This is a genomic window from Lonsdalea quercina subsp. quercina, assembly GCF_000688655.1.
Classification (GTDB): Bacteria; Pseudomonadota; Gammaproteobacteria; order Enterobacterales; family Enterobacteriaceae; genus Lonsdalea; species Lonsdalea quercina.
Map to the genome: position 1 here is coordinate 18,251 of NZ_JIBO01000006.1, position 21,466 is coordinate 39,716.

Annotated in this window: 19 protein-coding genes; 13 read left to right on the forward strand and 6 right to left on the reverse strand. The window is 53.9% G+C overall.

The window, feature by feature from the left end; translation table 11 throughout:
• The 4 genes from RZ35_RS05200 (at position 1) to ruvB (ending at position 3,023) form a co-directional block, all read left to right on the forward strand.
• Entirely contained in the window at positions 1–744 is a 744-nt protein-coding gene (locus tag RZ35_RS05200; RefSeq protein ID WP_026742341.1) for a YebC/PmpR family DNA-binding transcriptional regulator, read from the forward strand.
• 37 nt (positions 745–781) lie between these two features.
• On the forward strand, positions 782–1,303 hold the full coding sequence (ruvC, locus tag RZ35_RS05205; RefSeq protein WP_026742342.1) for a crossover junction endodeoxyribonuclease RuvC: 522 nt from the start codon (positions 782–784) through the stop codon (positions 1,301–1,303).
• Between the two features lie 84 nt (positions 1,304–1,387).
• Positions 1,388–2,005 (forward strand): Holliday junction branch migration protein RuvA, encoded by a 618-nt coding sequence (ruvA, locus tag RZ35_RS05210; protein ID WP_026742343.1) that lies wholly within the window; start codon positions 1,388–1,390, stop codon positions 2,003–2,005.
• Between the two features lie 7 nt (positions 2,006–2,012).
• Entirely contained in the window at positions 2,013–3,023 is a 1,011-nt protein-coding gene (gene ruvB, locus RZ35_RS05215) for a Holliday junction branch migration DNA helicase RuvB (RefSeq protein WP_026742344.1), read from the forward strand.
• Between the two features lie 137 nt (positions 3,024–3,160).
• On the opposite strand, the gene znuB is transcribed toward ruvB, so the two are convergent.
• Together znuB and znuC are read right to left on the reverse strand one after the other, a co-directional pair.
• Positions 3,161–3,946 carry a zinc ABC transporter permease subunit ZnuB gene (znuB, locus tag RZ35_RS05220; RefSeq protein ID WP_026742345.1) on the reverse strand — a complete coding sequence of 262 codons (786 nt, stop codon included), beginning with the start codon at positions 3,944–3,946 and terminating at the stop codon, positions 3,161–3,163.
• On the reverse strand, positions 3,943–4,695 hold the full coding sequence (znuC, locus tag RZ35_RS05225; RefSeq protein WP_026742346.1) for a zinc ABC transporter ATP-binding protein ZnuC: 753 nt from the start codon (positions 4,693–4,695) through the stop codon (positions 3,943–3,945). The genes znuB and znuC overlap by 4 nt, the downstream gene beginning before the upstream one ends.
• Before the next feature lie 75 nt (positions 4,696–4,770).
• Between znuC and znuA the strand changes: the two genes are divergently transcribed.
• From znuA to RZ35_RS05245, 4 genes are all read left to right on the forward strand, one after another.
• Positions 4,771–5,817: a zinc ABC transporter substrate-binding protein ZnuA gene (znuA, locus tag RZ35_RS05230; RefSeq protein ID WP_026742347.1), complete on the forward strand. Its 1,047-nt coding sequence runs from the start codon at positions 4,771–4,773 to the stop codon at positions 5,815–5,817.
• Positions 5,818–5,829: 12 nt separating this feature from the next.
• Entirely contained in the window at positions 5,830–7,209 is a 1,380-nt protein-coding gene (gene mepM, locus RZ35_RS05235; RefSeq protein ID WP_026742348.1) for a murein DD-endopeptidase MepM, read from the forward strand.
• A gap of 151 nt (positions 7,210–7,360) precedes the next feature.
• Entirely contained in the window at positions 7,361–8,323 is a 963-nt protein-coding gene (gene lpxM / locus RZ35_RS05240) for a lauroyl-Kdo(2)-lipid IV(A) myristoyltransferase (protein ID WP_026742349.1), read from the forward strand.
• 331 nt (positions 8,324–8,654) lie between these two features.
• Positions 8,655–9,008: a hypothetical protein gene (locus RZ35_RS05245; RefSeq protein WP_026742350.1), complete on the forward strand. Its 354-nt coding sequence runs from the start codon at positions 8,655–8,657 to the stop codon at positions 9,006–9,008.
• 214 nt (positions 9,009–9,222) lie between these two features.
• On the opposite strand, the gene pyk is transcribed toward RZ35_RS05245, so the two are convergent.
• Both pyk and RZ35_RS05255 read right to left on the reverse strand, forming a co-directional pair.
• Positions 9,223–10,665, reverse strand: a complete 1,443-nt coding sequence (gene pyk, locus RZ35_RS05250; protein ID WP_026742351.1) for a pyruvate kinase — start codon at positions 10,663–10,665, stop codon at positions 9,223–9,225.
• A gap of 155 nt (positions 10,666–10,820) precedes the next feature.
• Complete coding sequence (locus tag RZ35_RS05255; RefSeq protein ID WP_026742352.1) at positions 10,821–11,690, reverse strand: MurR/RpiR family transcriptional regulator; 870 nt, start codon at positions 11,688–11,690, stop codon at positions 10,821–10,823.
• 360 nt (positions 11,691–12,050) lie between these two features.
• Here RZ35_RS05255 and zwf point away from each other — a divergent pair, with 360 nt between their 5' ends.
• From zwf to RZ35_RS05270, 3 genes are all read left to right on the forward strand, one after another.
• Complete coding sequence (gene zwf, locus RZ35_RS05260; RefSeq protein WP_026742353.1) at positions 12,051–13,529, forward strand: glucose-6-phosphate dehydrogenase; 1,479 nt, start codon at positions 12,051–12,053, stop codon at positions 13,527–13,529.
• Positions 13,530–13,649: 120 nt separating this feature from the next.
• Positions 13,650–14,291, forward strand: a complete 642-nt coding sequence (locus tag RZ35_RS05265; RefSeq protein WP_026741381.1) for a bifunctional 4-hydroxy-2-oxoglutarate aldolase/2-dehydro-3-deoxy-phosphogluconate aldolase — start codon at positions 13,650–13,652, stop codon at positions 14,289–14,291.
• A 553-nt stretch (positions 14,292–14,844) separates the two neighbouring features.
• Positions 14,845–17,556, forward strand: a complete 2,712-nt coding sequence (locus RZ35_RS05270; RefSeq protein WP_026742354.1) for an AAA domain-containing protein — start codon at positions 14,845–14,847, stop codon at positions 17,554–17,556.
• 402 nt (positions 17,557–17,958) lie between these two features.
• Here RZ35_RS05270 and purT read toward each other — a convergent pair whose 3' ends face one another.
• Positions 17,959–19,137 (reverse strand): formate-dependent phosphoribosylglycinamide formyltransferase, encoded by a 1,179-nt coding sequence (purT, locus tag RZ35_RS05275; protein ID WP_026742355.1) that lies wholly within the window; start codon positions 19,135–19,137, stop codon positions 17,959–17,961.
• A gap of 163 nt (positions 19,138–19,300) precedes the next feature.
• On the reverse strand, positions 19,301–19,531 hold the full coding sequence (locus RZ35_RS05280; RefSeq protein WP_026739311.1) for a DNA polymerase III subunit theta: 231 nt from the start codon (positions 19,529–19,531) through the stop codon (positions 19,301–19,303).
• Between the two features lie 319 nt (positions 19,532–19,850).
• On the opposite strand from RZ35_RS05280, the gene ftnA reads away from it, so the two are divergent.
• Positions 19,851–20,360, forward strand: coding sequence for a non-heme ferritin (gene ftnA / locus RZ35_RS05285; protein ID WP_026742356.1), 510 nt, complete (start codon positions 19,851–19,853; stop codon positions 20,358–20,360).
• Between the two features lie 175 nt (positions 20,361–20,535).
• Positions 20,536–20,874, forward strand: coding sequence for a YebY family protein (locus tag RZ35_RS05290; protein ID WP_026742357.1), 339 nt, complete (start codon positions 20,536–20,538; stop codon positions 20,872–20,874).
• Positions 20,875–21,466: the final 592 nt, after the last annotated feature.

The window sequence follows — 21,466 nt, forward strand, 5'->3', positions numbered from 1 at the left end:
ATGGCAGGTCATAGTAAGTGGGCCAACACGAAACATCGTAAAGCGGCGCAGGATTCCAAACGCGGAAAAATTTTCACCAAAATTATTCGTGAGCTGGTGACGGCAGCCCGTCTGGGCGGCGGTGACGTCGCATCCAACCCGCGTTTGCGTGCTGCGGTCGATAAGGCGCTGTCCAACAACATGACGCGCGATACCCTTAACCGCGCGATCGCTCGCGGCGTGGGCGGCGATGATGCTGATAACATGGAAACCATCATTTATGAAGGCTACGGCCCCGGCGGCACGGCGGTGATGGTGGAATGCCTGAGCGACAACCGTAACCGTACGGTTTCCGAAGTCCGTCACGCCTTTACCAAAAGCGGCGGTAACCTCGGGACCGACGGCTCCGTCGCCTATCTCTTCACCAAGAAAGGCGTGATCTCCTATGCGCCGGGTCTGGATGAAGACACGGTAATGGATGCGGCGCTGGAAGCGGGCGCTGACGATGTCGTGACCTATGACGATGGCGCTATCGACGTTTACACCCCGTGGGAAACCTTCGGTGAAGTCAAAGATGCGCTGGATGCGGCCGGTCTGGTGGCTGAAGCCGCAGAAGTGTCCATGATCCCTTCGACCAAGGCCGATATGGATGCAGAAACCGCACCGAAACTGATGCGTTTGATCGACATGCTGGAAGACTGTGACGACGTGCAGGAGGTTTACCACAACGGTGATATCTCCGACGAGGTGGCGGCGCTGCTGTAATGGCGTTGCCGGCGATGAACCGGTGGGGAGACAGGCGTTGACGATCATCCTAGGTATTGACCCTGGTTCGCGAATCACCGGTTATGGCATCATCCGCCAGCAGGGGCGGCAGATCAGCTACCTGGGTAGCGGCTGCATTCGCACTGTGGTAGACGATATCCCAGGGCGGCTCAAGCTGATTTATGCGGGAGTGAGTGAAATCATCACGCAGTTTCAGCCGGACTGTTTCGCCATCGAACAGGTTTTCATGGCGCGAAATGCAGACTCGGCGCTAAAGCTTGGACAGGCGCGGGGAGCGGCGATCGTCGCGGCGGTCAACCAATCGCTACCGGTTTTTGAATATGCGGCGCGGCAGGTGAAGCAAACGGTGGTCGGCACCGGCGCTGCGGAAAAAAGCCAGGTGCAGCATATGGTGCGATCATTGCTGAAATTGCCCGCTAATCCCCAGGCGGATGCCGCTGATGCGCTGGCTATCGCCATCACGCATTGTCACTTTAGTCAGAACTTGACCCGCATGGGGCAGGAGAGGCTGACCTTAGCGCGAGGGCGGCTTCGCTAGAGACCAGGCTGGATATTCATCCAGCCTTTTTTATGGTATAAGCTATACCCCATCGTTAAGCGTAAATTCAAAAGGAAACGTCACGTGATAGGTCGTCTCAGAGGCATCATTCTGGAAAAACAACCCCCGCAGGTATTGATTGAAGCCAACGGCGTGGGGTATGAAGTGCATATGCCGATGACCTGTTTCTACGAGTTGCCCGAGCAGGGACAGGAAGCGATCATCTTCACCCATTTTGTCGTGCGTGAAGATGCGCAACTGCTGTTTGGATTCAACAACAAGCAGGAACGTTCCCTGTTCCGAGAGCTTATCAAAGTCAATGGCGTCGGACCCAAATTGGCGTTGGCCATTCTGTCCGGTATGTCGGCGCAGCAGTTTGTCGGCGCGGTCGAGCGTCAGGAAATCGGCGCACTGGTGAAACTGCCCGGCGTAGGCAAGAAAACGGCCGAGCGTCTGGTCGTGGAAATGAAGGACCGTTTTAAGGGACTCAATGGCGAGTTGTTCAATTCAGCTAGCGATCTAACGCTGCCGCCGGTAACGGATGCCGCAGCATCGTCTGCGGATATTGAAGCCGAAGCGGAATCTGCGCTGGTGGCGCTGGGTTATAAGCCGCAGGAAGCCAGCCGGATGATTAGCAAGGTCGCCAAAGCGGGTGCTGATTGTGAAACCCTGATCCGAGACGCGCTGCGCGCCGTTCTTTGAGGTAGCCATGATTGAAGCCGATCGTTTAATTTCCCCCGAGGTCGTCTCCGAAGAAGAGGTGCTGGATCGCGCTATTCGCCCCAAGTTGCTGACGGAGTACGTCGGCCAGCCCAAGGTGCGCGAGCAGATGGAAATCTTTATTCAGGCGGCGAGACAGCGGGGCGATGCGCTGGATCACCTGTTGATCTTTGGTCCTCCCGGACTGGGCAAAACCACGCTGGCTAATATCGTGGCCAACGAGATGGGGGTAAACCTGCGCACCACGTCCGGACCCGTGCTTGAAAAAGCCGGCGATCTGGCCGCGCTACTGACTAACCTTGAACCCCACGATGTGCTCTTCATTGATGAAATTCATCGCCTGTCGCCGGTGGTGGAAGAGGTGCTGTATCCTGCGATGGAAGACTACCAGCTGGATATCATGATCGGCGAAGGTCCTGCGGCGCGTTCAATCAAGCTGGATCTCCCTCCGTTCACGCTGGTGGGCGCCACCACCCGTGCGGGATCGTTGACCTCGCCGCTGCGCGATCGCTTCGGCATCGTTCAGCGTCTGGAGTTTTATCAGGTTCCGGATTTGCAGCATATCGTTGGCCGCAGCGCCGTTTGTCTCGGACTGGAGATGACGGAGGAAGGTGCGCTGGAAGTGGCCCGCCGTGCGCGCGGTACGCCGCGTATCGCCAACCGGCTGTTGCGTCGCGTACGGGACTTTTCCGAGGTGAAGTCGAACGGTGTGATTGACGGCGACATCGCGATTCAGGCGTTGGATATGCTGGCGGTTGATTCCGAAGGTTTCGACTATATGGACCGCAAGCTGCTGTTGGCGGTCATCGATAAGTTTATGGGCGGCCCGGTTGGGCTGGATAACCTGGCTGCGGCCATCGGCGAAGAGCGTGAAACCATCGAGGATGTGCTGGAGCCATTTTTGATTCAGCAGGGCTTTTTACAGCGCACGCCGCGTGGGCGTATCGCCACGCAGCACGCCTATCGTCATTTCGGTCTGACGCGGGAAGAGTCACGCTGATGTGTTTGTCTGAAGGTGTTTTGCAGAAGGCCGCCTATAGTGCGGCCTTCTTCTTTTTAAAACGTCCGATAAGGCAAAAGTCAGGGGAGAGGGGATTGAACTGGCCTGAATGAGGATCACGCAGACCAGCGAAGAAACTAGGCGGATTGCTTCTTCATCAGGCTCAGCATAAACAGCAGAGAGGCGCAGAGCACGACAGAAGGGCCAGCCGGGGTATTGGCATCGGCTGAAAGCGCCAAGCCGCCCGTCACGGCAATCATCCCGATGAGAATGGCGATCCCCGCCATCTGTTCGGGCGTGCGGGCAAAGCGCCGGGCGGCGGCGGCGGGGATGATCAGCAAAGACGTGATAATCAACGCGCCGACAAATTTCATGGCCAGACCGATGGTCAATGCGGTCACCAGCATTAACAGGAGTTTGCTGCGCTGCAGAGAGACCCCGTCGACGTGCGCCAGCTCCGGACTGATCGTCATGGATAGCAGCGCGCGCCATTGCCAGTATAGAACCACCACGACCACCACGACCCCGCAGCCGATGAACCACAGGTCGTCGGTGGTGACGGAAAGCAGGTCGCCGAACAGGTAGGCCATAAGATCGACCCTAACGTTGTTCATCAGGCTAACCACGACCAGACCCAACGAGAGCGCGCTGTGCGCCATAATGCCCAGTAGCGTATCGATGGCAAGGTAAGGGCGCCTTTCCAGCCATACCAGGCCCAGCGCCAGCGCCAGCGTTACGGCGATCACGGCGTAGAAGGGATTCACATCCAGCAGCAGCCCAAAGGCGACGCCCAACAGAGAGGCATGCGCGAGCGTATCGCCAAAGTAAGACATTCTGCGCCACACGACGAAGGAGCCTAAAGGTCCGGCCGCCACAGCCAACAATATTCCCGCCAGCCAGCCGGGAAATAACAATTCGATCATACGCCATCCTGCCTTTTCAGAATCACTTTTCCATTTAAATCATGTCGATGATTGTGGTGATGCCGGTAAACAGCCAGCTGTTCGGCGCCGCGCTGGCCGAACATCGCCAAAAACTCAGGGTGCAGAGAAACGACTTCCGGGGCGCCGGAGCAGCAAACGTGCTGGTTTAGACACAGGACCTCGTCCGTTTTCGCCATCACCAGGTGCAGGTCATGGGAAACCATCAGCACCCCGCAGCCATACTCCTGACGCAGCTGATTGATCAAATCGTAGAGCGCCAACTGGCCGTTGACGTCGACGCCCTGTGTCGGCTCATCCAGCACCAGCAATTGGGGACGGGTAAGAATCGCCCGAGCCAGCAGTACACGTTGGGTCTCGCCGCCGGAAAGTTTTTGCATCGGCTGCTCCGGCAGGTGTCCGGCGTTAACCCGTTTCAATGCCGGGAGAATATCCTGCTTTTTAACGCCGGGGCTGAGTTGCATAAAACGGCTGACCGTTAGAGGCAGGGTGGCGTCGAGATGCAGCTTCTGAGGCACATAGCCAATACGCAGGCCTGGGGTTCGCGTTAGTGTGCCGCTGGCAATGTCCTGTAGACCGAGGACGACTCTGACCAGCGTCGATTTTCCGGCGCCGTTTGGCCCCAAAAGCGTGAGGATACGTCCAGGTTGCAGCGTCAGCGAGATGTCTGAGAGTACGCGCCGGCTGCCGAACTGGACGGAAATGTTATCGAGAGAAACCAGTGTAGACATAGAATTCTGCTTGCAGATACCGTGTGACGTTATAATATAACGAAAATTTTTTCTGAAATCGATGGATGACCTATCATGACACGCCGTAATTTACACCAATGGATAAAAAAAGCGTTAACGGCCAGCACGCTAATGGTGGCGGCTGGGGCTGCCCCAATCGCGTCTGCGGACGTGGTGACGTCCATTCGCCCGCTGGCTTTCATCGCCGCCGCGATTGCTGACGGTGTCACGCCGACGGAAGTGCTGCTGCCGGACGGCGCGTCGCCCCACGATTATGCCCTGCGTCCATCTGATGTCCAGCGCTTACAGTCTTCTGAATTGGTTATCTGGGTCGGGCCGGAGATGGAAGCCTTTCTGCAAAAGCCCTTGAGCCAACTTCCTGCAAACCGCCAGATCACGCTTTCCGAACTACCTGCAATCAAAGCGGCGATGAGTAAAGCGTCTCATCACCACGGCAAGAATGAACATGAGGAAGAGAGTGAGCACGCGGATCATGACGATGCTGCCCACGCTGGAGAGGCGCATGCCGGGCACGACGACGCGCACGCGCACGGCGCGGCGGCGACACATGAAGAGCATGACGACGGCCATCATCACGGCGAGTTCAACATGCACCTTTGGCTGTCGCCGGAGATGGCGCAAGCGTCTGCGATCGCCATTCATGACAAATTATTGGAACTAATGCCGCAGAATAGGGACAAATTAGACGCCAATCTGACTCATTTCACTGAGAAACTTGCGCATACGGATAAAAATATTGTTAATATGCTCGCGCCTGTGCGAAACAAAGGCTATTTCGTGTTTCATGATGCCTATGGGTATTTTGAACAACACTACGGATTAAGCCCACTTGGTTACTTCACAATCAATCCGGCTATTTCGCCCGGAGCACAGCGTTTACATCAAATACGAACACAGTTGGTTGAGCACAAAGCGGAATGCGTTTTTGCTGAGCCACAATTCAGGCCAGCGGTCATCAGTGCTGTCGCCAAGGGAACGCAGGTACGCATGGGCGTCCTGGACCCGTTGGGAAGTGACATCGCTCTGGATAAAGACAGCTATGCACGTTTTCTGCTGCAATTGTCTAACCAGTATCTGAGCTGCCTGGAGAAAAAATCATGAGGATACGAATAAGTGCAGCAGATAGTCCGAACTATCGCTCAGGCGTATAACACCCTCCCAAGACCTCACCGAGTGATGTTGGGGTCTCTGACCATCGTAACCTTGGCCGTCGCCGTTTGGCGGCCCATGGTTTATCCGCCGGTCAATGATGCGCCTGTGATTATTAAAGATGCTGATAATGAAAGAAATCAGCCTAAAACGTTAACCCCTCCCGCCAGCGAACCGCTTGACGCGCCTTCATCCGCTAATGCGAACTCCGCCGACAGCGACGACAATTCGATGCTCGACCAGCCGACGCCCTCGGACGATATTCCGAAGGATGAACTGGACGATAACGTCTCTGACGGCAACGCCGCGCATGAATATGTCGTCTCTACCGGTGACACCCTCAGCAGCATTCTGACCCAGTACGGCATCGATATGTCCGATATCGCGACCTTAGCGGAGCAGAATTCCGCATTGCGCAATCTGAAGATTGGTCAGCAGATTTCCTGGGAGCTTGGGAAGGACGGGGAGTTGCAAAGTCTGCGTTGGCAGGTTTCCCGACGCGAAGTCCGCACCTACACCCGTAAGGGCGATGTTTTCAAAGAAGCGATCGAAAACATGCAGGGCGACTGGCACAACAAAGTGTTGACTGGGCGACTGACGGGCAGTTTTGTCAACAGTGCATTGAATGCGGGGCTAACCAACGGGGAAGTGCGTGAAGTAATTAAAGCGCTGCAATGGCAATTGGACTTCCGTAAATTGCGTCTCGACGATCGGTTCTCTGTGCTGATGTCCCGCGAAGTGCTGAATGGACACAATGAACAAAGCGAACTGCTGGCCGTTCGTCTGCGTAGCGGCGGTAAAGATTATTATGCTTTCCGTTCCGAAGACGGGAAGTACTACGATCGTGAAGGCTCTGGGTTATCTCGCGGCTTTATGCGTTTCCCTACCATGAAGCAGTTCAGAATCTCCTCCAACTTTAACCCTCGTCGGCTTAATCCTGTCACTGGCCGTGTGGCGCCGCATCGCGGCGTCGATTTTGCGTTGCCGGTAGGAACGCCCGTGTTGGCGATCGGGGATGGCGAAGTGGTGGTCGCGAAGCGCGATGGAGCGGCAGGTAATTACATCGCCTTACGTCATGGTCGCCAGTACACTACGCGCTATATGCATCTGAGCCGACTTCTCGTTAAACCGGGACAGAAAGTCAAACGTGGCGACCGTATCGCGCTATCGGGTAATACTGGCCGCTCAACCGGACCGCATTTGCACTTCGAAGTCTGGATCAACCAGCAGGCAGTCAATCCTCTGACGGCGCAGCTGCCGCGCTCTGAAGGGCTGGACGGCAGAGAGCGTCGTGACTATCTGGCTCAGGTGCGCGAGATGCTGCCGCAGTTGCAGCTGGATTAACTTCCTCAACGTCTTGCAACAGCCGGTCGCCTCATCGCCACCGGCTTTTTTTTGTGGGTCGCGTCCTCTCAGGACGGCGATCCGGCTAAATGACTGTTACCAGGCTGACTGCCCACAACGCGGTCACCGTTAAGTACTCAAGAGTAAACGCATGGAAAAAGTGAAGAAAAATCGGTCCGAGTTCATTCCCCAGTTCCAACCTGCTTTTTTTCTCCCACGTTATTGGGGAATTTGGCTGGGAGCAGGTGCGCTGGCGCTAGTCGCCTGCCTTCCGGCCAAGCTACGCGATCCGGTGCTGGGCGCGTTAGGCCGAACGGTTGGCCGCCTATCTAAAGGCGCGCGCCGCCGCGCTCGCATCAACCTGCTGTTGTGTATGCCAGAGATAACCGAGTCCCAGCGAGAGAAGATTATCGATGACATGTTCGCGACATCCATTCAGTCCATTGTACTGATGGTCGAGCTGGCTATTCTCCCGGCCAGACGCGTTTATGAGCGAGTGCGGTGGCACGGCGAAGACATCATCGATACATTGAGAGACCAGGATCGTAATGTGATTTTCATGGTGCCGCACGGCTGGGCGGTCGACCTGCCGGCGATGCTGATGAGTTGGCGCGGTCAGAAAATGGCGGCGATGATCCACAACCAGAAAAATGCGCTGGTCGATTATCTGTGGAACGTGCTGAGACGCCGCTTCGGCGGCAGATTGCACACGCGAAACGACGGTATCAAGCCCTTTATAGGTTCAGTGCGAGAAGGCTATTGGGGCTACTATTTGCCGGATCAGGATCACGGGGCCGAGCATAGCGAATTTGTCGACTTTTTCGCCACATACAAAGCCACGCTGCCCGCAGTTGGTCGTTTGATGAAAGTCTGCCGTAGTGAGATCGTTCCGTTGTTTCCGGTCTACAATGCTCGGACTTCACGGTTGAATATTCATATCCGTCCGCCGATGAGCGATATCGCAGAGGCGGATAATAGAGGCATCGCGCGCCGGATGAATGAAGAATTGGAGTATTTAGTGCGTCCTAATCCGGAACAGTACACGTGGATCCTGAAATTGTTGAAGACCCGCAAGCCGGGAGAAACGGAACCTTATCAGCGCAAAGATTTATAAAATAAAGACTGCTGAGTGTAATATGACGCCGTCTTTATCACACTTCACCGGTGTCGAAAATAACGGCATCGGTGAATCTGGAAATAATTAGTCATTAAATCTTACCCTATCCAAACGCAAGACATAATTAGCGCCTTATTTATGGCCGATATATTATTTTCTCGGACAATTCCGCGTATCAATATTTTCTGTCGCTTGTTATTACTCTGTTCCGGTCCTCATTAAGAGGGCTTTTTGTGTCAGGCCTATCCATTAAGCGAAGGATAAATATCTGACGCGTTTTATATGACTGACCATACTGATTAAATAATGCGGTAAAAGGATATTGATTATGCATTTCAAACCGGTGTTTTTAGGTGTCTTATTCGCTACATCAGCATTGAGTTATACGGCGGCGAACGCGGCTGTCGAGTCTGCTCACGGTAATTCTGTGGCGCCGGTGATAACGGACCCGGGGCGCATCGAAGCTGCTAGCCATGACGTCGGCACGCATTCGGCGAAGAAAGCGGAGGCGGGACGTGAGGCTGCCAAAGCCCACGCAGAAAGTCGCCAAAAAGCGGTACAAAAGAAAAATAATCAATTGCACGAAAAGGCGAAGACGAAAAAATCAACCATCGTGCATCACGAGAATAAGGTGAATTCGTCCAAAGATAAACAGCAGGAATTATTCCCGCCGAAAAAATGAGACGGCAAAGGTGTCAACAATAGACATGGGTTGTGATGAAGTCAGGAACTTAACGCGGCTGATTAAAGAAACACGCTGATGGCACATCCCGAGACAAAGCATTGACTCTTGCAGATAACATTTAATCTTCACCCTAATAAAAAAGCCGGAAGCTCCGGCTTTTTTCTATCCCAAACATCCTCGTCACCAGGGATGATGGCGAATAATAATCCGTTTATTCGACCCGCAAGATCCTGACCGTATTCGTCGTGCCAACCGTGCCCATGACATCGCCCTGCGTGACGATCACCAGATCGCCGGACATCAGGAATCCCTTGTCGCGCAGCAGAATGACGGCATCATTCGCGGCTTCCACGCCATCGGAATAACGAGTGAATTGAACGGGCGTGACGCCACGATACAGCGCGGTCAGGTTCAGCGTGCCTTCATGACGCGACATCGCAAAAATAGGCAGTCCGGAGCTGATGCGGGACATCATCAGCGCAGTGCGACCAGACTCGGTCATCGCGACAATAGCGGTCACGCCTTTCAAATGGTTGGCGGCGTACATGGCTGACATCGCTACCGATTCTTCAACGTTATCGAATTCGGCGTCAAGACGGTGAGTCGACACGTTGATACTCGGGATTTTTTCAGCGCCCAAGCACACGTTGGCCATGGCGGCTACCGTTTCCGCCGGATACTGGCCCGCAGCAGTCTCGGCTGACAGCATGACGGCGTCGGTGCCGTCCAACACGGCGTTGGCGACGTCCATGACTTCTGCGCGTGTCGGCATCGGGTTGGTGATCATCGACTCCATCATCTGCGTCGCGGTGATGACCGCTCGGTTGAGCTTGCGGGCGCGACGGATCAATTTTTTCTGGATGCCGACCAGCTCAGGGTCGCCGATTTCTACTCCCAGGTCGCCTCGGGCCACCATGACGACGTCGGAAGCCAGGATAATATCGTCCATGGCTTCGTCTGTCGCGACGGCTTCAGCGCGTTCGACTTTAGAGACGATTTTGGCCTCACAGCCCGCCTCCAATGCTAATTGACGGGCGTAATTGAGATCGGCGCCGGTACGGGGGAAAGACACGGCCAGATAGTCCACGCCGATTTTAGCGGCGGTCACGATATCCGCTTTGTCTTTATCTGTCAGTGCCGCCGCTGAGAGTCCACCACCCAGTTTGTTGATGCCCTTATTGTTCGACAAGGGGCCACCGACCGTCACTTCCGTATAGACCTTCGAATCAACGACCTCGAGTACTTTGAGCTGAACGCGGCCATCATCCAGCAGCAGGATGTCGCCAGAAATAACGTCATCGGGCAGACCTTTGTAGTCGATGCCGACCGCTTCTTTGTCGCCGTCCCCGCGAGCCAGGTTGGCGTCAAGCAGGAATTTGTCGCCGATGTTGAGGAAAACCTTGCCCTCTTTGAAAGTGGAAACGCGAATTTTCGGTCCCTGGAGATCGCCAAGAATAGCCACGTGGCGGCCTAATCTTGCCGCGATTTCACGCACATTATCGGCACGTAGTTGGTGGTCTTCTGCGGTGCCGTGAGAAAAGTTTAAGCGGACGACGTTCGCACCGGCGGCAATAATTCTTTCCAGATTATTGTCGCGGTCGGTTGCCGGCCCTAGTGTGGTTACAATTTTCGTTCTTCTTAACCGTCTGGACATGGATGACTCCGTTGACTGGTGAAGCTGAAATAGGGCGAAAGTAGCTAAAACACGGCTGACGCCCCTTTCTGAGTGGAGAGGGCGATCCGCACAATGGGGATACCGTGGCGGTTGAACCGTACCGACGAAAAGGCGCGACGCCGGCTGAATGCAAATCAGTTATAAGGGGTGCTGAACGGTCCTTCTTTATCAAAACGCGATTCTTTCAAGGCTTCCTTGACGCGTTTCAAGTTATCTCTAAATTTCGCGCCGCGCCGTAATGTAAACCCTGTCGCCAGAACATCAATCAGCGTGAGTTGGGCGATGCGAGACACCATCGGCATGTAGACGTCGGTATCTTCCGGAACTTCCAACTGGAGGGTCAAGGACGCTTCTCGTGCCAACGGCGTACCTTCGGAGGTAATAGCGATAACCGTCGCGTCATTCTCGCGGGCAATACGTGCCATGTCCACCAGGGTTTTGGTGCGACCAGTGTGAGAAATCAATACGAGGACGTCGCCTTCGCTTGAATTCATGCAGCTCATGCGTTGCATAACCACATCGTCGAAATAGGCCACGGGGATGTTAAAGCGAAAAAATTTGTTCATTGCGTCATGCGCGACGGCCGCTGAGGCTCCAAAGCCAAAGAAGGAAATTTTGCGGGCCTGGGTGAGCAGGTCGACCGCTCGGTTGATCGCGGCGATGTCGAGGCACGATTTGGCGTGTTCAAGACCGGCCATAGTGGACTCGAAGATTTTAGCTGTGTAAGCCTCGACCGAGTCGTCCTCATCCACATTGCGGTTGACGTAGGGCGTGCCGATGGCGAGACTCTGCGCCAGCTTCAGTTTGAAATCGGGGAAGCCTTTGCTGTCCAGCCGTCGGCAGAATCGGTTGACGGTGGGTTCGCTCACACCCGCTAATTTTGCGAGTGTCGCTATACTGGAATGGATAGCTGACTGAGGCGAGGCGAGAATGGCTTCAGCCNCTTTTCTTTCCGACTTACTCAACAAATGTAGGTGCGTTCGGATGTTATCCAGCATTTTCATAGAGTGATACCATCAATGGTCATGTCGATTTCAGTCAAAGGTGAATCGATGCGAATTTCGTGGAAATATACTATGCGCTATTCTGGCGTGGCAGAGGAAGGCGCGGCGAAAGTGTGGTTTTTTCACCAGAACATGACGTGTGTCTAACTTTCAAAATAGTCACTCGCTGTCAAAATTGTCAGCTCATTTTCTCTCTCAGACTCGTATCGTTATTTGTGTGTCAACGAGAATATTAGGTATCACGTTGATACACCGCGATTTGTAGGGTATGTCGCAGGCTAACGGTTTACTGGTCCCAGCCAAAAATAGTACATTACATCTGTAATAAAATTACAGCATCCTGCAATGAGGAGATAGAACATGGCGGTAACGTCAACGGCCCAGGCATGTGACTTGGTGATTTTCGGTGCAAAAGGGGATTTGGCGCGCCGTAAATTGCTGCCTTCACTGTATCAACTGGAAAAAGCAGGTCACATCCACCCGGACACCCGTATCATCGGCGTTGGCCGAGCGGAATGGGACAAAAAGGCCTATACCAAAGTCGTGCGGGAAGCGCTGGATACTTTTCTCAAAGAGCCGCTGGACGAAAAACTGTGGAAAACATTGAGCGGGCGGCTGGATTTCTGCAATTTGGATGTACAGGATGCCGCGGGTTTCAAGCGATTGGGCGAGATGCTTGACCAGGAAAGCCGCGTAACAATAAATTATTTCGCCATGCCGCCCAGCACCTTTGGGGCTATCTGCGGCGGTCTTGGTAAAGCGGGGCTGAACAAAGAGCCGGCTCGCGTCGTGATGGAAAAGCCACTGGGAACCGATCTGGCCTCTTCTCAGGTGATTAATGATCAGGTGGCGGAGTACTTCAACGAATGTCAGGTTTATCGCATCGACCACTACCTCGGAAAAGAAACGGTGCTGAACCTGCTGGCGCTGCGCTTCGCCAACTCGCTGTTTGCCAATAACTGGGATAATAGCACCATCGACCACGTTCAAATCACCGTCGCCGAAGAAGTGGGTATTGAAGGCCGTTGGGGATATTTCGACCAGGCCGGACAGATGCGCGACATGATCCAGAACCATCTGCTGCAGATCCTGACCATGATCGCCATGTCGCCGCCGTCTGACCTGACGACGGATCGCATCCGCGATGAGAAGGTCAAGGTACTACGCTCGCTGCGCCGCATTGACCGTTCCAATATTCATGAGACGACTGTACGCGGCCAATACACTTCCGGATTTGTTCAGGGCAAGAAGGTACCGGGTTATCTGGAAGAAGAGGGCGCCAATAAATCCAGCAACACCGAAACATTCGTCGCCCTTCGCGTGGATATCGACGACTGGCGCTGGTCCGGCGTGCCATTCTATCTGCGCACCGGTAAACGCTTGCCCAGCAAATGCTCAGAAGTCGTGGTGTACTTCAAAAACCCGGCGCTGAATCTATTCCACGACTCTTATCAGCAACTACCTCAAAACAAACTGATTATTCGTCTTCAGCCTGACGAAGGCATTGAGATTCAGATTTTGAACAAGATCCCAGGGTTGGATCATAAACACCGTCTGCAGACGACCAAATTGGATCTCAGTTTCTCAGAAACGTTCGATCAGGAGCATTTGGCCGATGCGTACGAGCGTCTGTTGCTGGAGACGATGCGAGGTATTCAGGCGCTGTTCGTTCGTCGCGACGAAGTGGAAGAAGCCTGGAAGTGGGTTGACTCCATTATGGAAGCCTGGGATCAAGACAACGATGCGCCTAAGCCCTATCAGGCTGGCTCGTGGGGTCCGGTTGCGTCCGTAGCGATGATCACCCGTGATGGTCGTTCCTGGAACGAAGTCGAGTCGTGATTATCCGCGGCCCCGGTTTCGTCGGGGGCCGAGCGGTTACGAATCACGGCGCGGTCCACTTGTGGAGGGACCGCGCCCAATTAATCAATGCCCGTTGGGCATGAGTGGAGAAAGCGCTTAATGAAAAACTGGAAAACCAGTGCGGAACAAATTCTGACGGCAAGCCCGGTCATTCCGGTGATCGTCGTGAATAAACTGGAACATGCAGTTCCCATGGCGAAAGCCTTGGTCGCTGGTGGTATCCGCGTACTGGAACTCACGTTGCGCACCGAATGTGCGGTAGAAGCGATTCGCCTGATTGCGAAAGAAGTCCCGGACGCGATTGTGGGCGCGGGAACGGTGACCAATCCGCAACAGCTGGCCGAGGTTGTCGATGCCGGCGCGCAGTTCGCCATCAGCCCTGGGTTGACTGAGCCGCTGTTGAAAGCGGCGACGGCGGGCGATATTCCGCTGATTCCGGGTATCAGCACCGTTTCTGAACTGATGCTGGGTATGGATTACGGATTGACGGAGTTCAAATTCTTCCCGGCTGAGGCTAACGGCGGCGTGAAAGCCCTGCAGGCTATCGCAGGNCCGTTCGGCAAAATCCGGTTTTGCCCCACAGGCGGCATTACACCGAATAACTACCGCGACTATTTGGCGCTCAAAAGCGTGTTGTGTGTCGGTGGCTCATGGTTGGTGCCGGCTGATGCGCTGGAGTCCGGCGATTACGGTCGAATCACCGATCTGGCTCGTACAGCAGTGGAAGGCGCTAAAGCCTGATTCGGCACATCACACGGTAAATGGGCGTCAATGACGTGATAACCGCGTATAAATTTTGCTTCTGAACCATCTCTTCGGAGGTGGTTTTTTTTGATGATGACCCCGATTAGTATTTCGTCGGACCGCGCGCCCCTTACCTCAACGTATCCTTCTATTAAGTCCATCCTGCCGTAGCTTTCAAACTTGACCCTGACTGACCCTGACTGACCCTGTATGTGGCATCCGCGCTTTTCTGGCTGACCGGATTTTCTGAGATTTTATACCAGCAAAATGCAACTTCCCTCGTGGCCGTTGCCGCAGCACCACCCAAGGCCCGGTCAGGAGCGCTTTGACCTCGGATACATCCCACAGGAAGCATCTGCAAGGAGTCAGCTATTCGGACATGGTTCGTCAGGAACTACGCTGGTCTACAACAAAACGAGGCCAATCAAACGACCCTCTTTTGCCATGTAGAAAATGGTGGCAAGATTATCTCCACATCAGGGACATAACGACATTTGAACGTCAGCATAAAACTGAATTCGGATGTTGTTCGCGAGGAAATAAGGGAAATATGATTTCTATCCAAATGGGGGGTAAGGACAAGACTGCAGAGATCGCCAACTGGTCGATCTGGAGCGACAGGGACGAAGGCTTACAACTGAGGTGCACTGACTTCAATAAAGAAACGACCCAACATCCTCTTTGTGATTGCAACATCTCGCCCGTTCGCGAGCTGGGCGAGATGTTCTTGACCAAGGCCGGCAGCGCCATCGTCACGCCCATCGCGAAGGCAACGATTTATGGTGAGAGGTATGCCGTCGTGTACTACACGGATNCCGACAAGCCGTATGTCTACAAGCTGGAGAGCATCAGCTTTGTCGCGCCGACGGCGATGAAAAACACCCCGGTTTTCCGCTATTTTATGGCTGTGGCGAATGCCCGGCAGGATAGGGCGGACTGCAAGAGCGACCGCGAGATTGCTGCCAATGTCGTTCGCCAATTAGAAAAACTGCCCGCTCGCGCTGACACAGCCTTAGAGGCCTATTGCACGGCGCGGAATAAAACGCTCGCAGAGGGAAAAGGTCTGATCTATCCATTTGGGGTGAACGAGAGCCAGCTTAAGGCGGTCGAGCAAGCTTTCCGCGCCCAGGTCAGCGTGATTGAAGGCCCGCCGGGCACCGGCAAGACCCAGACCATTTTAAACATTCTCGCCAATATCTTGTTGCGTGGACAGACGGTGGCCGTGCTCTCCAACAACAATGCAGCGGTGGATAATGTCTACGAAAAACTGGAGAAATACGGCTTGGGTCATGTGATTGCAAAACTCGGCAATCAGGACAACCGCAAGGACTTCTTCGCCAACCTGCCGTCTCAGCCAACGAGTGAACCCGAACCCGCACCGACTCTGAACGAGATTCAAACCATGCTGGCCCGTTTGAAAGAGCACTTGCACAATCACAATCGGGAGGCGCAATTACAGGTCGAACTCGACGAGCTGATGATTGAGCGGCGTTACCTGCACCAGTGGCAGGCAGAAAGCGGCGTGCGGGCCGTCGCCTCGCTGGACAAGTACGGACTGTCTCCACGCAAGATTGCCGACCTGATNGCTTACCTCGCCTATCTTGGAGAGCAACGCATCCGCCTTAAAGCTCGTATTGAGCTGCTATTCAACTTCAGAATTTTCCGCGCCCGCCCATTCATTCAGGGTGACACGCGCCTGTCCGTTTTCTATGCCTTGCAACTGCACTACTACGACAAAGCGTTACAGGAAAAAGATGCGGAGCTGCGAGCGTGTCGAGCATCGCTGGAGAGCGTAAATTTTACGGCTGCTCTGGAGGAATTGAAGAGGGCGTCGATGTGTCTCCTGAAGCAGCATCTGCACGGATTGCCCAGGGTTTTAGACAGCTTCGATGATAAGACCTACCGCAAACGATTCGATGCCTTTGTGCAACGCTTTCCCATCCTCGGCAGCGGCACGCATTCCATCGTCAATTCCATCGCGCCGGGTGCTGTCTTTGACTACGTCATCATCGACGAAGCTTCATTGCAGGATATTGTGCCGGGGATTCTGGCGTTGGGCTGCGCGAAGAATCTGATCGTCGTCGGCGACAACCGTCAGTTGGCGCATATTCCCGTAGCGTTAGGCCTGGAGGCACCCGCGGAGGCTTACGATTGCGAGCGCTACAGCCTGCTGGATTCGTGCATTAAAGTATTCAAGCAGGCGCTGCCCCGGACTTTGTTGAAAGAACATTACCGCTGCCATCCCAGGATCATTCAATTCTGCAACCAGCAGTTCTACGACAACGAGCTGGTGCCTATGACGAAGGAGGGTAAAGGTGAAGCGCCGTTACGTCTGGTGGTGACAGCCAAGGGCAATCACACCCGGCAGAACACTAACTTGAGGGAGCTGGACTCTCTGCTGAAGCTGCTGGAAGACGAGGGCGAAGCCGTGGGGGTAGACGGCGACGGGCGCGGCTTCATCGCGCCATTCCGAGCGCAGGTTGACCTCTCCGGAACATGTCTGCCGACGGATTTCGTCAAGGATACGGTGCACAAGTTCCAGGGGAGGGAGTGTGATGAGATTGTTTTCTCCACCGTGCTGGACAAAAAACGTTACAACCAAGACCCCAAGCGTCTGCATTTCGTCGATGACCCGCGCATGATTAACGTTGCAGTGTCACGGTCCAAGCATCGCTTCACACTGGTGACGGGCGATGAGGTCTTTACCGGTAATAAGGGGCATCTCGCCGCTTTGATGCGCTACATCGCTTATTACGCGCAGGACGAGCAGATCGTGCGCGCGCCTGTGGTATCGGCGTTCGACCTGCTGTACCGCGAATACGATCAGTCTCTGGCGCGGTTGAATGCCCGATTGCGACCTGAGGACTCACGCTATAAATCCGAGCAGATCGTCGCGCAACGGCTGCGCGAGGCGCTATCTGACCCCTCGTGCCGGGCGTTGCTGTGTCACGATCAGGTCAAACTTAATCAGATCATATCGCCGGGCGTACCTGATTTAACAGAACGCGAGCGTGCCTTCATGGCGCGTGCCAGCTGCGATTTTGTGATCTATTACAAGGTAGGAAAGACCCCTCTGGGGGTGATTGAAGTTGATGGCGGCTCCCATGACCGACCCGACCAGGCGGCACGGGATGCCTTAAAGAACGGTATTCTGTCGAAAGGCGGCATACCTATTCTGCGCCTACGCACCATCGAGAGTCGTATCGAAGAGAGAATCGCCGACTTTATCGGCCGGTGGGCCAGCCCTGTGCGCAGTGAGTGAGGCGACATCGGCGTGCAACATTATCGGCCTTGATCCAGACCGATTGTTAGCAGCATAAAGCCGGGGTATTCAGGATCTCTCTGCGTGCAACGGCGCAACTTGCTAAGCTTGCGTCTCATTCTTGGTGGCCTGTTTTATGGATGAAATCCGCCCGCCGACAGCATGTAGGACAGTATCCATTGGGTGGCGCTGAAAATCGCCTTCAATGACAGGGATACGAAGCTAGCCGGCCCTGTCTATGCAAAGCATATGCGCCTGAAATTAGACGCATCGACCAGCTTTCGGCTGTTTAAGTTACACACTTAATTTTGCGAAGATAAAGGGGAATACACCCAGAATAGCCGGCTCATAACGGCGAGACACGAACGAGGAAAAGGGCGCAGACAGACTGCGCCTTCAACACTAACCCTTGACTTTTACCGCCGCCGCGACGGTCTTGGCGCGTTGCACGGCAGCGTCTGTCGTCTCGTCCATCGCTAATGCGACGCCCATTCGACGCTGGCCGCTGATTTCCGGTTTGCCGAACAGGCGGATTTGCGTTTGTGGCAGCAGGGCGTGTTCCAATCCCTGATAGCGAACGTCACTGCTGGTCAGATACGGCAGTATCACCGCGGAAGCTGCTGCGCCGTACTGGCGAATGGCGCCCACCGGCAAGCCGAGGAAAGCGCGTACGTGTAATGCGAACTCCGACAAATCCTGAGAGATCAGCGTCACCATCCCGGTATCGTGCGGTCGCGGCGACACTTCGCTGAAAATGACCTCATCGCCGCAAACGAACAGCTCAACGCCGAACAGGCCGTAGCCGCCGAGTGCTTTAACGACCTTGCCGGCGATAGCTTTCGCCCGCTCAAGCGCTACAGCGCTCATCTGTTGCGGCTGCCAGGATTCACGGTAGTCGCCATCCTCCTGACGGTGTCCGATCGGAGCGCAGAAGTGAATGCCATCGACGGCGCTGACGGTGAGGAGGGTGATTTCGACATCAAACTTGACCAGCCCTTCGACAATCACTTTACCGCCCCCGGCTCGTCCGCCCTCCTGCGCGTAACGCCAGGCTGAGTCTAGTTGCCGCGCTTCACGCATCAGGCTCTGGNCTTTCCCTGAAGAGCTCATGACGGGTTTTACGATGCAGGGAAAACCGATGTCCTCCACGGCTGCGCGAAAGCCTTCCTCGCTATCGGCAAACCGGTAGGGAGAGGTTGGAACGCCTAGTGTCTCCGCCGCTAGCCGGCGTATTCCCTCCCGATTCATCGTTAATCGGGTGGCCTGAGCGCATGGCACGACGCGTTGTCCCTGCTTCTCAAGCGCGACGAGCGTATCAGTAGCGATGGCTTCAATTTCGGGAACGATGTAGTCAGGTTTTTCCAAAGCGATCAGCTGTTCCAGCGCTTCGCCGTCCAGCATATTTATGACGTGGCTACGGTGTGCGACCTGCATGGCGGGTGCGTCGGTATAGCGATCGACGGCGATGACTTCAATTCCTAAACGTTGGCATTCAATAGCCACTTCTTTTCCCAGTTCGCCCGATCCCAGCAACATGACGCGGGTGGCCCCGGCGCGTAGGGCTGTTCCAATTGTTAACATAAACGTCGTATCCGATGCGGTTAAGAATTCCGGCGCAGTATAAACGAAACCGTTTGCGTACGCATCCGGAGGTCATCTTTAAGACCGTTTGACCGACATTTCATTGCGTCAAGGTGGGTAAGAGAAAGACCGTCATCCTGCGGATGATGACGGTACGATTGGATCATTTACTGTTGGGGTCGTAAGGCAGAGTGGAGAACTGCAAAGAAAGCTGACGATAAAAGCTAACCCTTTCACGGAAATAATCGCGTAAATGCGCAGGCTGCTGCTGTTCGAGTACGTCAGGGATGACCGGCATGTTATAGCGCTCTTTGAAAGCGACACCGGAAGCGGCGAGATCGACGTTTACTTTTTCCATCTCTTCGAATGAGAGGTCGGCCAGATTATGTCCCATGATGTCCTCCTGTGTGTGGCGCGACAAACATAAAACAGCCCGGTTCAAATGGCAAGCGACGCGCTAACCCTCGTTAGATTCATCCCTAATCACAGTAAAATAAGAGCAATGAATGAATTCAAACGCCAATGTTGAACATTGTCTTTAAACGAAATCGATACCATGAAAAGTAATAAAAACCATTCTCATAGATGAATGATAATACTTTGAATTTAGGATAAAAATAATGAGATTATTCGTTAATAGTATGTGTTTAATTTTAATTTTTCCGTGCATAATGCCCTTCAAATAGTCCCTAGCCAGTGGAAAAGGATTCAACATGTTAAAAAAAGAAATGATCCAAAAGCTGAATGAACAGCTGAACCTCGAGTTCTACTCAGCCAACCTGTATTTGCAGATGAGCGCGTGGTGTGGAAATAAAGGTTTCGAAGGCGCATCGGCTTTCCTGAAGTCTCATTCTCAGGAAGAAATGGAGCACATGCAGCGTCTGTTCGACTACCTTGACGATACCGGCAGTATGCCTGTCCTTGGCGCGATTGAAGCTCCCCCGGTAGAGTTCGATTCTCTGACTGATATTTTCAAGCTGACTTTTGAACACGAACAGCTGATTACCGGAAAAATTAACGAGTTGGCGCATGCGGCCATGACGTTGCAAGACTATTCAACGTTCAACTTCCTGCAATGGTATGTGGCTGAGCAGCATGAAGAAGAGAAGCTGTTCAACTCTATTCTGGATAAACTAGCGATGGTAAGTACCTCAGAAGGCGGGTTGTTCTTTATCGACCAAGACCTCAAAAGAATGGCGGCAAGCACTACGCCTTCTGCTTGATAACGATACAGAGGCGGTGTTCATCCGACATCGCCTTTTCTCTGCATATCTCCTGATTCCCCCCTTGCTCGACTTCCCCCCAGTGCGTCGGTATGATTCTACCGAGGTTTATTCTTGACGGCTTGAATCAAGAAACCTTGTAAATACAACGGTCTGTCTTGCTTTGGAAATCAAAATGAAAAAATTAATCTGGCTTCTGATAACGACCTCTTTTTGCTCTTCAGCGCTCGCGGCGACGGGGATCGCCAACATCAGCAAACTGCAATATGGCGACAACTGGGCGTTCACTCGCGAAGAAGTGCAGTTGATCTGCCGACCTGGCAACGCGCTGTATGTCATCAATCCCAGCACACTGATGCAATATCCGCTTAACGATGTTGCCTGGACGCAGGTCAGACAGGGTAAAGTCAACGCTCAGCCACTGGATATCATCCTGCTGGACGATCCCAAACAGCCTGGGCAGAAAAAAAGTTTGCAACCCTTTGTGACCCGCGCTGAACAACTGTGCCAATGACAATAGGGCCGTTATCCCGAGGGTTATCGAGGTGCGGCAGGTATAGTGATTGAGCTAACGATCACAAAATGGGCCGAATGATGGCGCTGAAGTACTAAGTCAGCTCATACATAGCTGGAAAAGGGAAATGCCTCGTCTACGCTTAAAGCGTGGGTTCCTCGGAGCCTGCGTCAATGCCAACTTTTAGCGCACGGCTCTACCCTAGAGCCATTTCCCTAGACCGAATACAGGAATCGTATTCGGTCTTTTTTTTATGGTTAATTTATGAAAACTCCAATTTGGTTTAGCCCCCCTAAATGCATATCAGCTTATCGTGTTGTCAGCATTCAGTAGCGATTAAGCGCAGAAAGCGGTTAGCCGGCTTTTGAACACGGTTGTTAATGGGCCAGAACTTACCGCCGCCACCCTAGCTGGTTTCTGCTATTCGAAAGTCCAACATTAGGATTACTCTTTTTTGCTTAAGCAAGAATTTGGGTCAGGATCAGGCTATTCGTCAAAACCCTGCTTTGGGATGACGGCGAGACGGAACTGCGCACGCTTCGTGTTCGGTAAAATACCTTCGCGCCTCGGTTGATAAAGAAAAGCCAGAAGT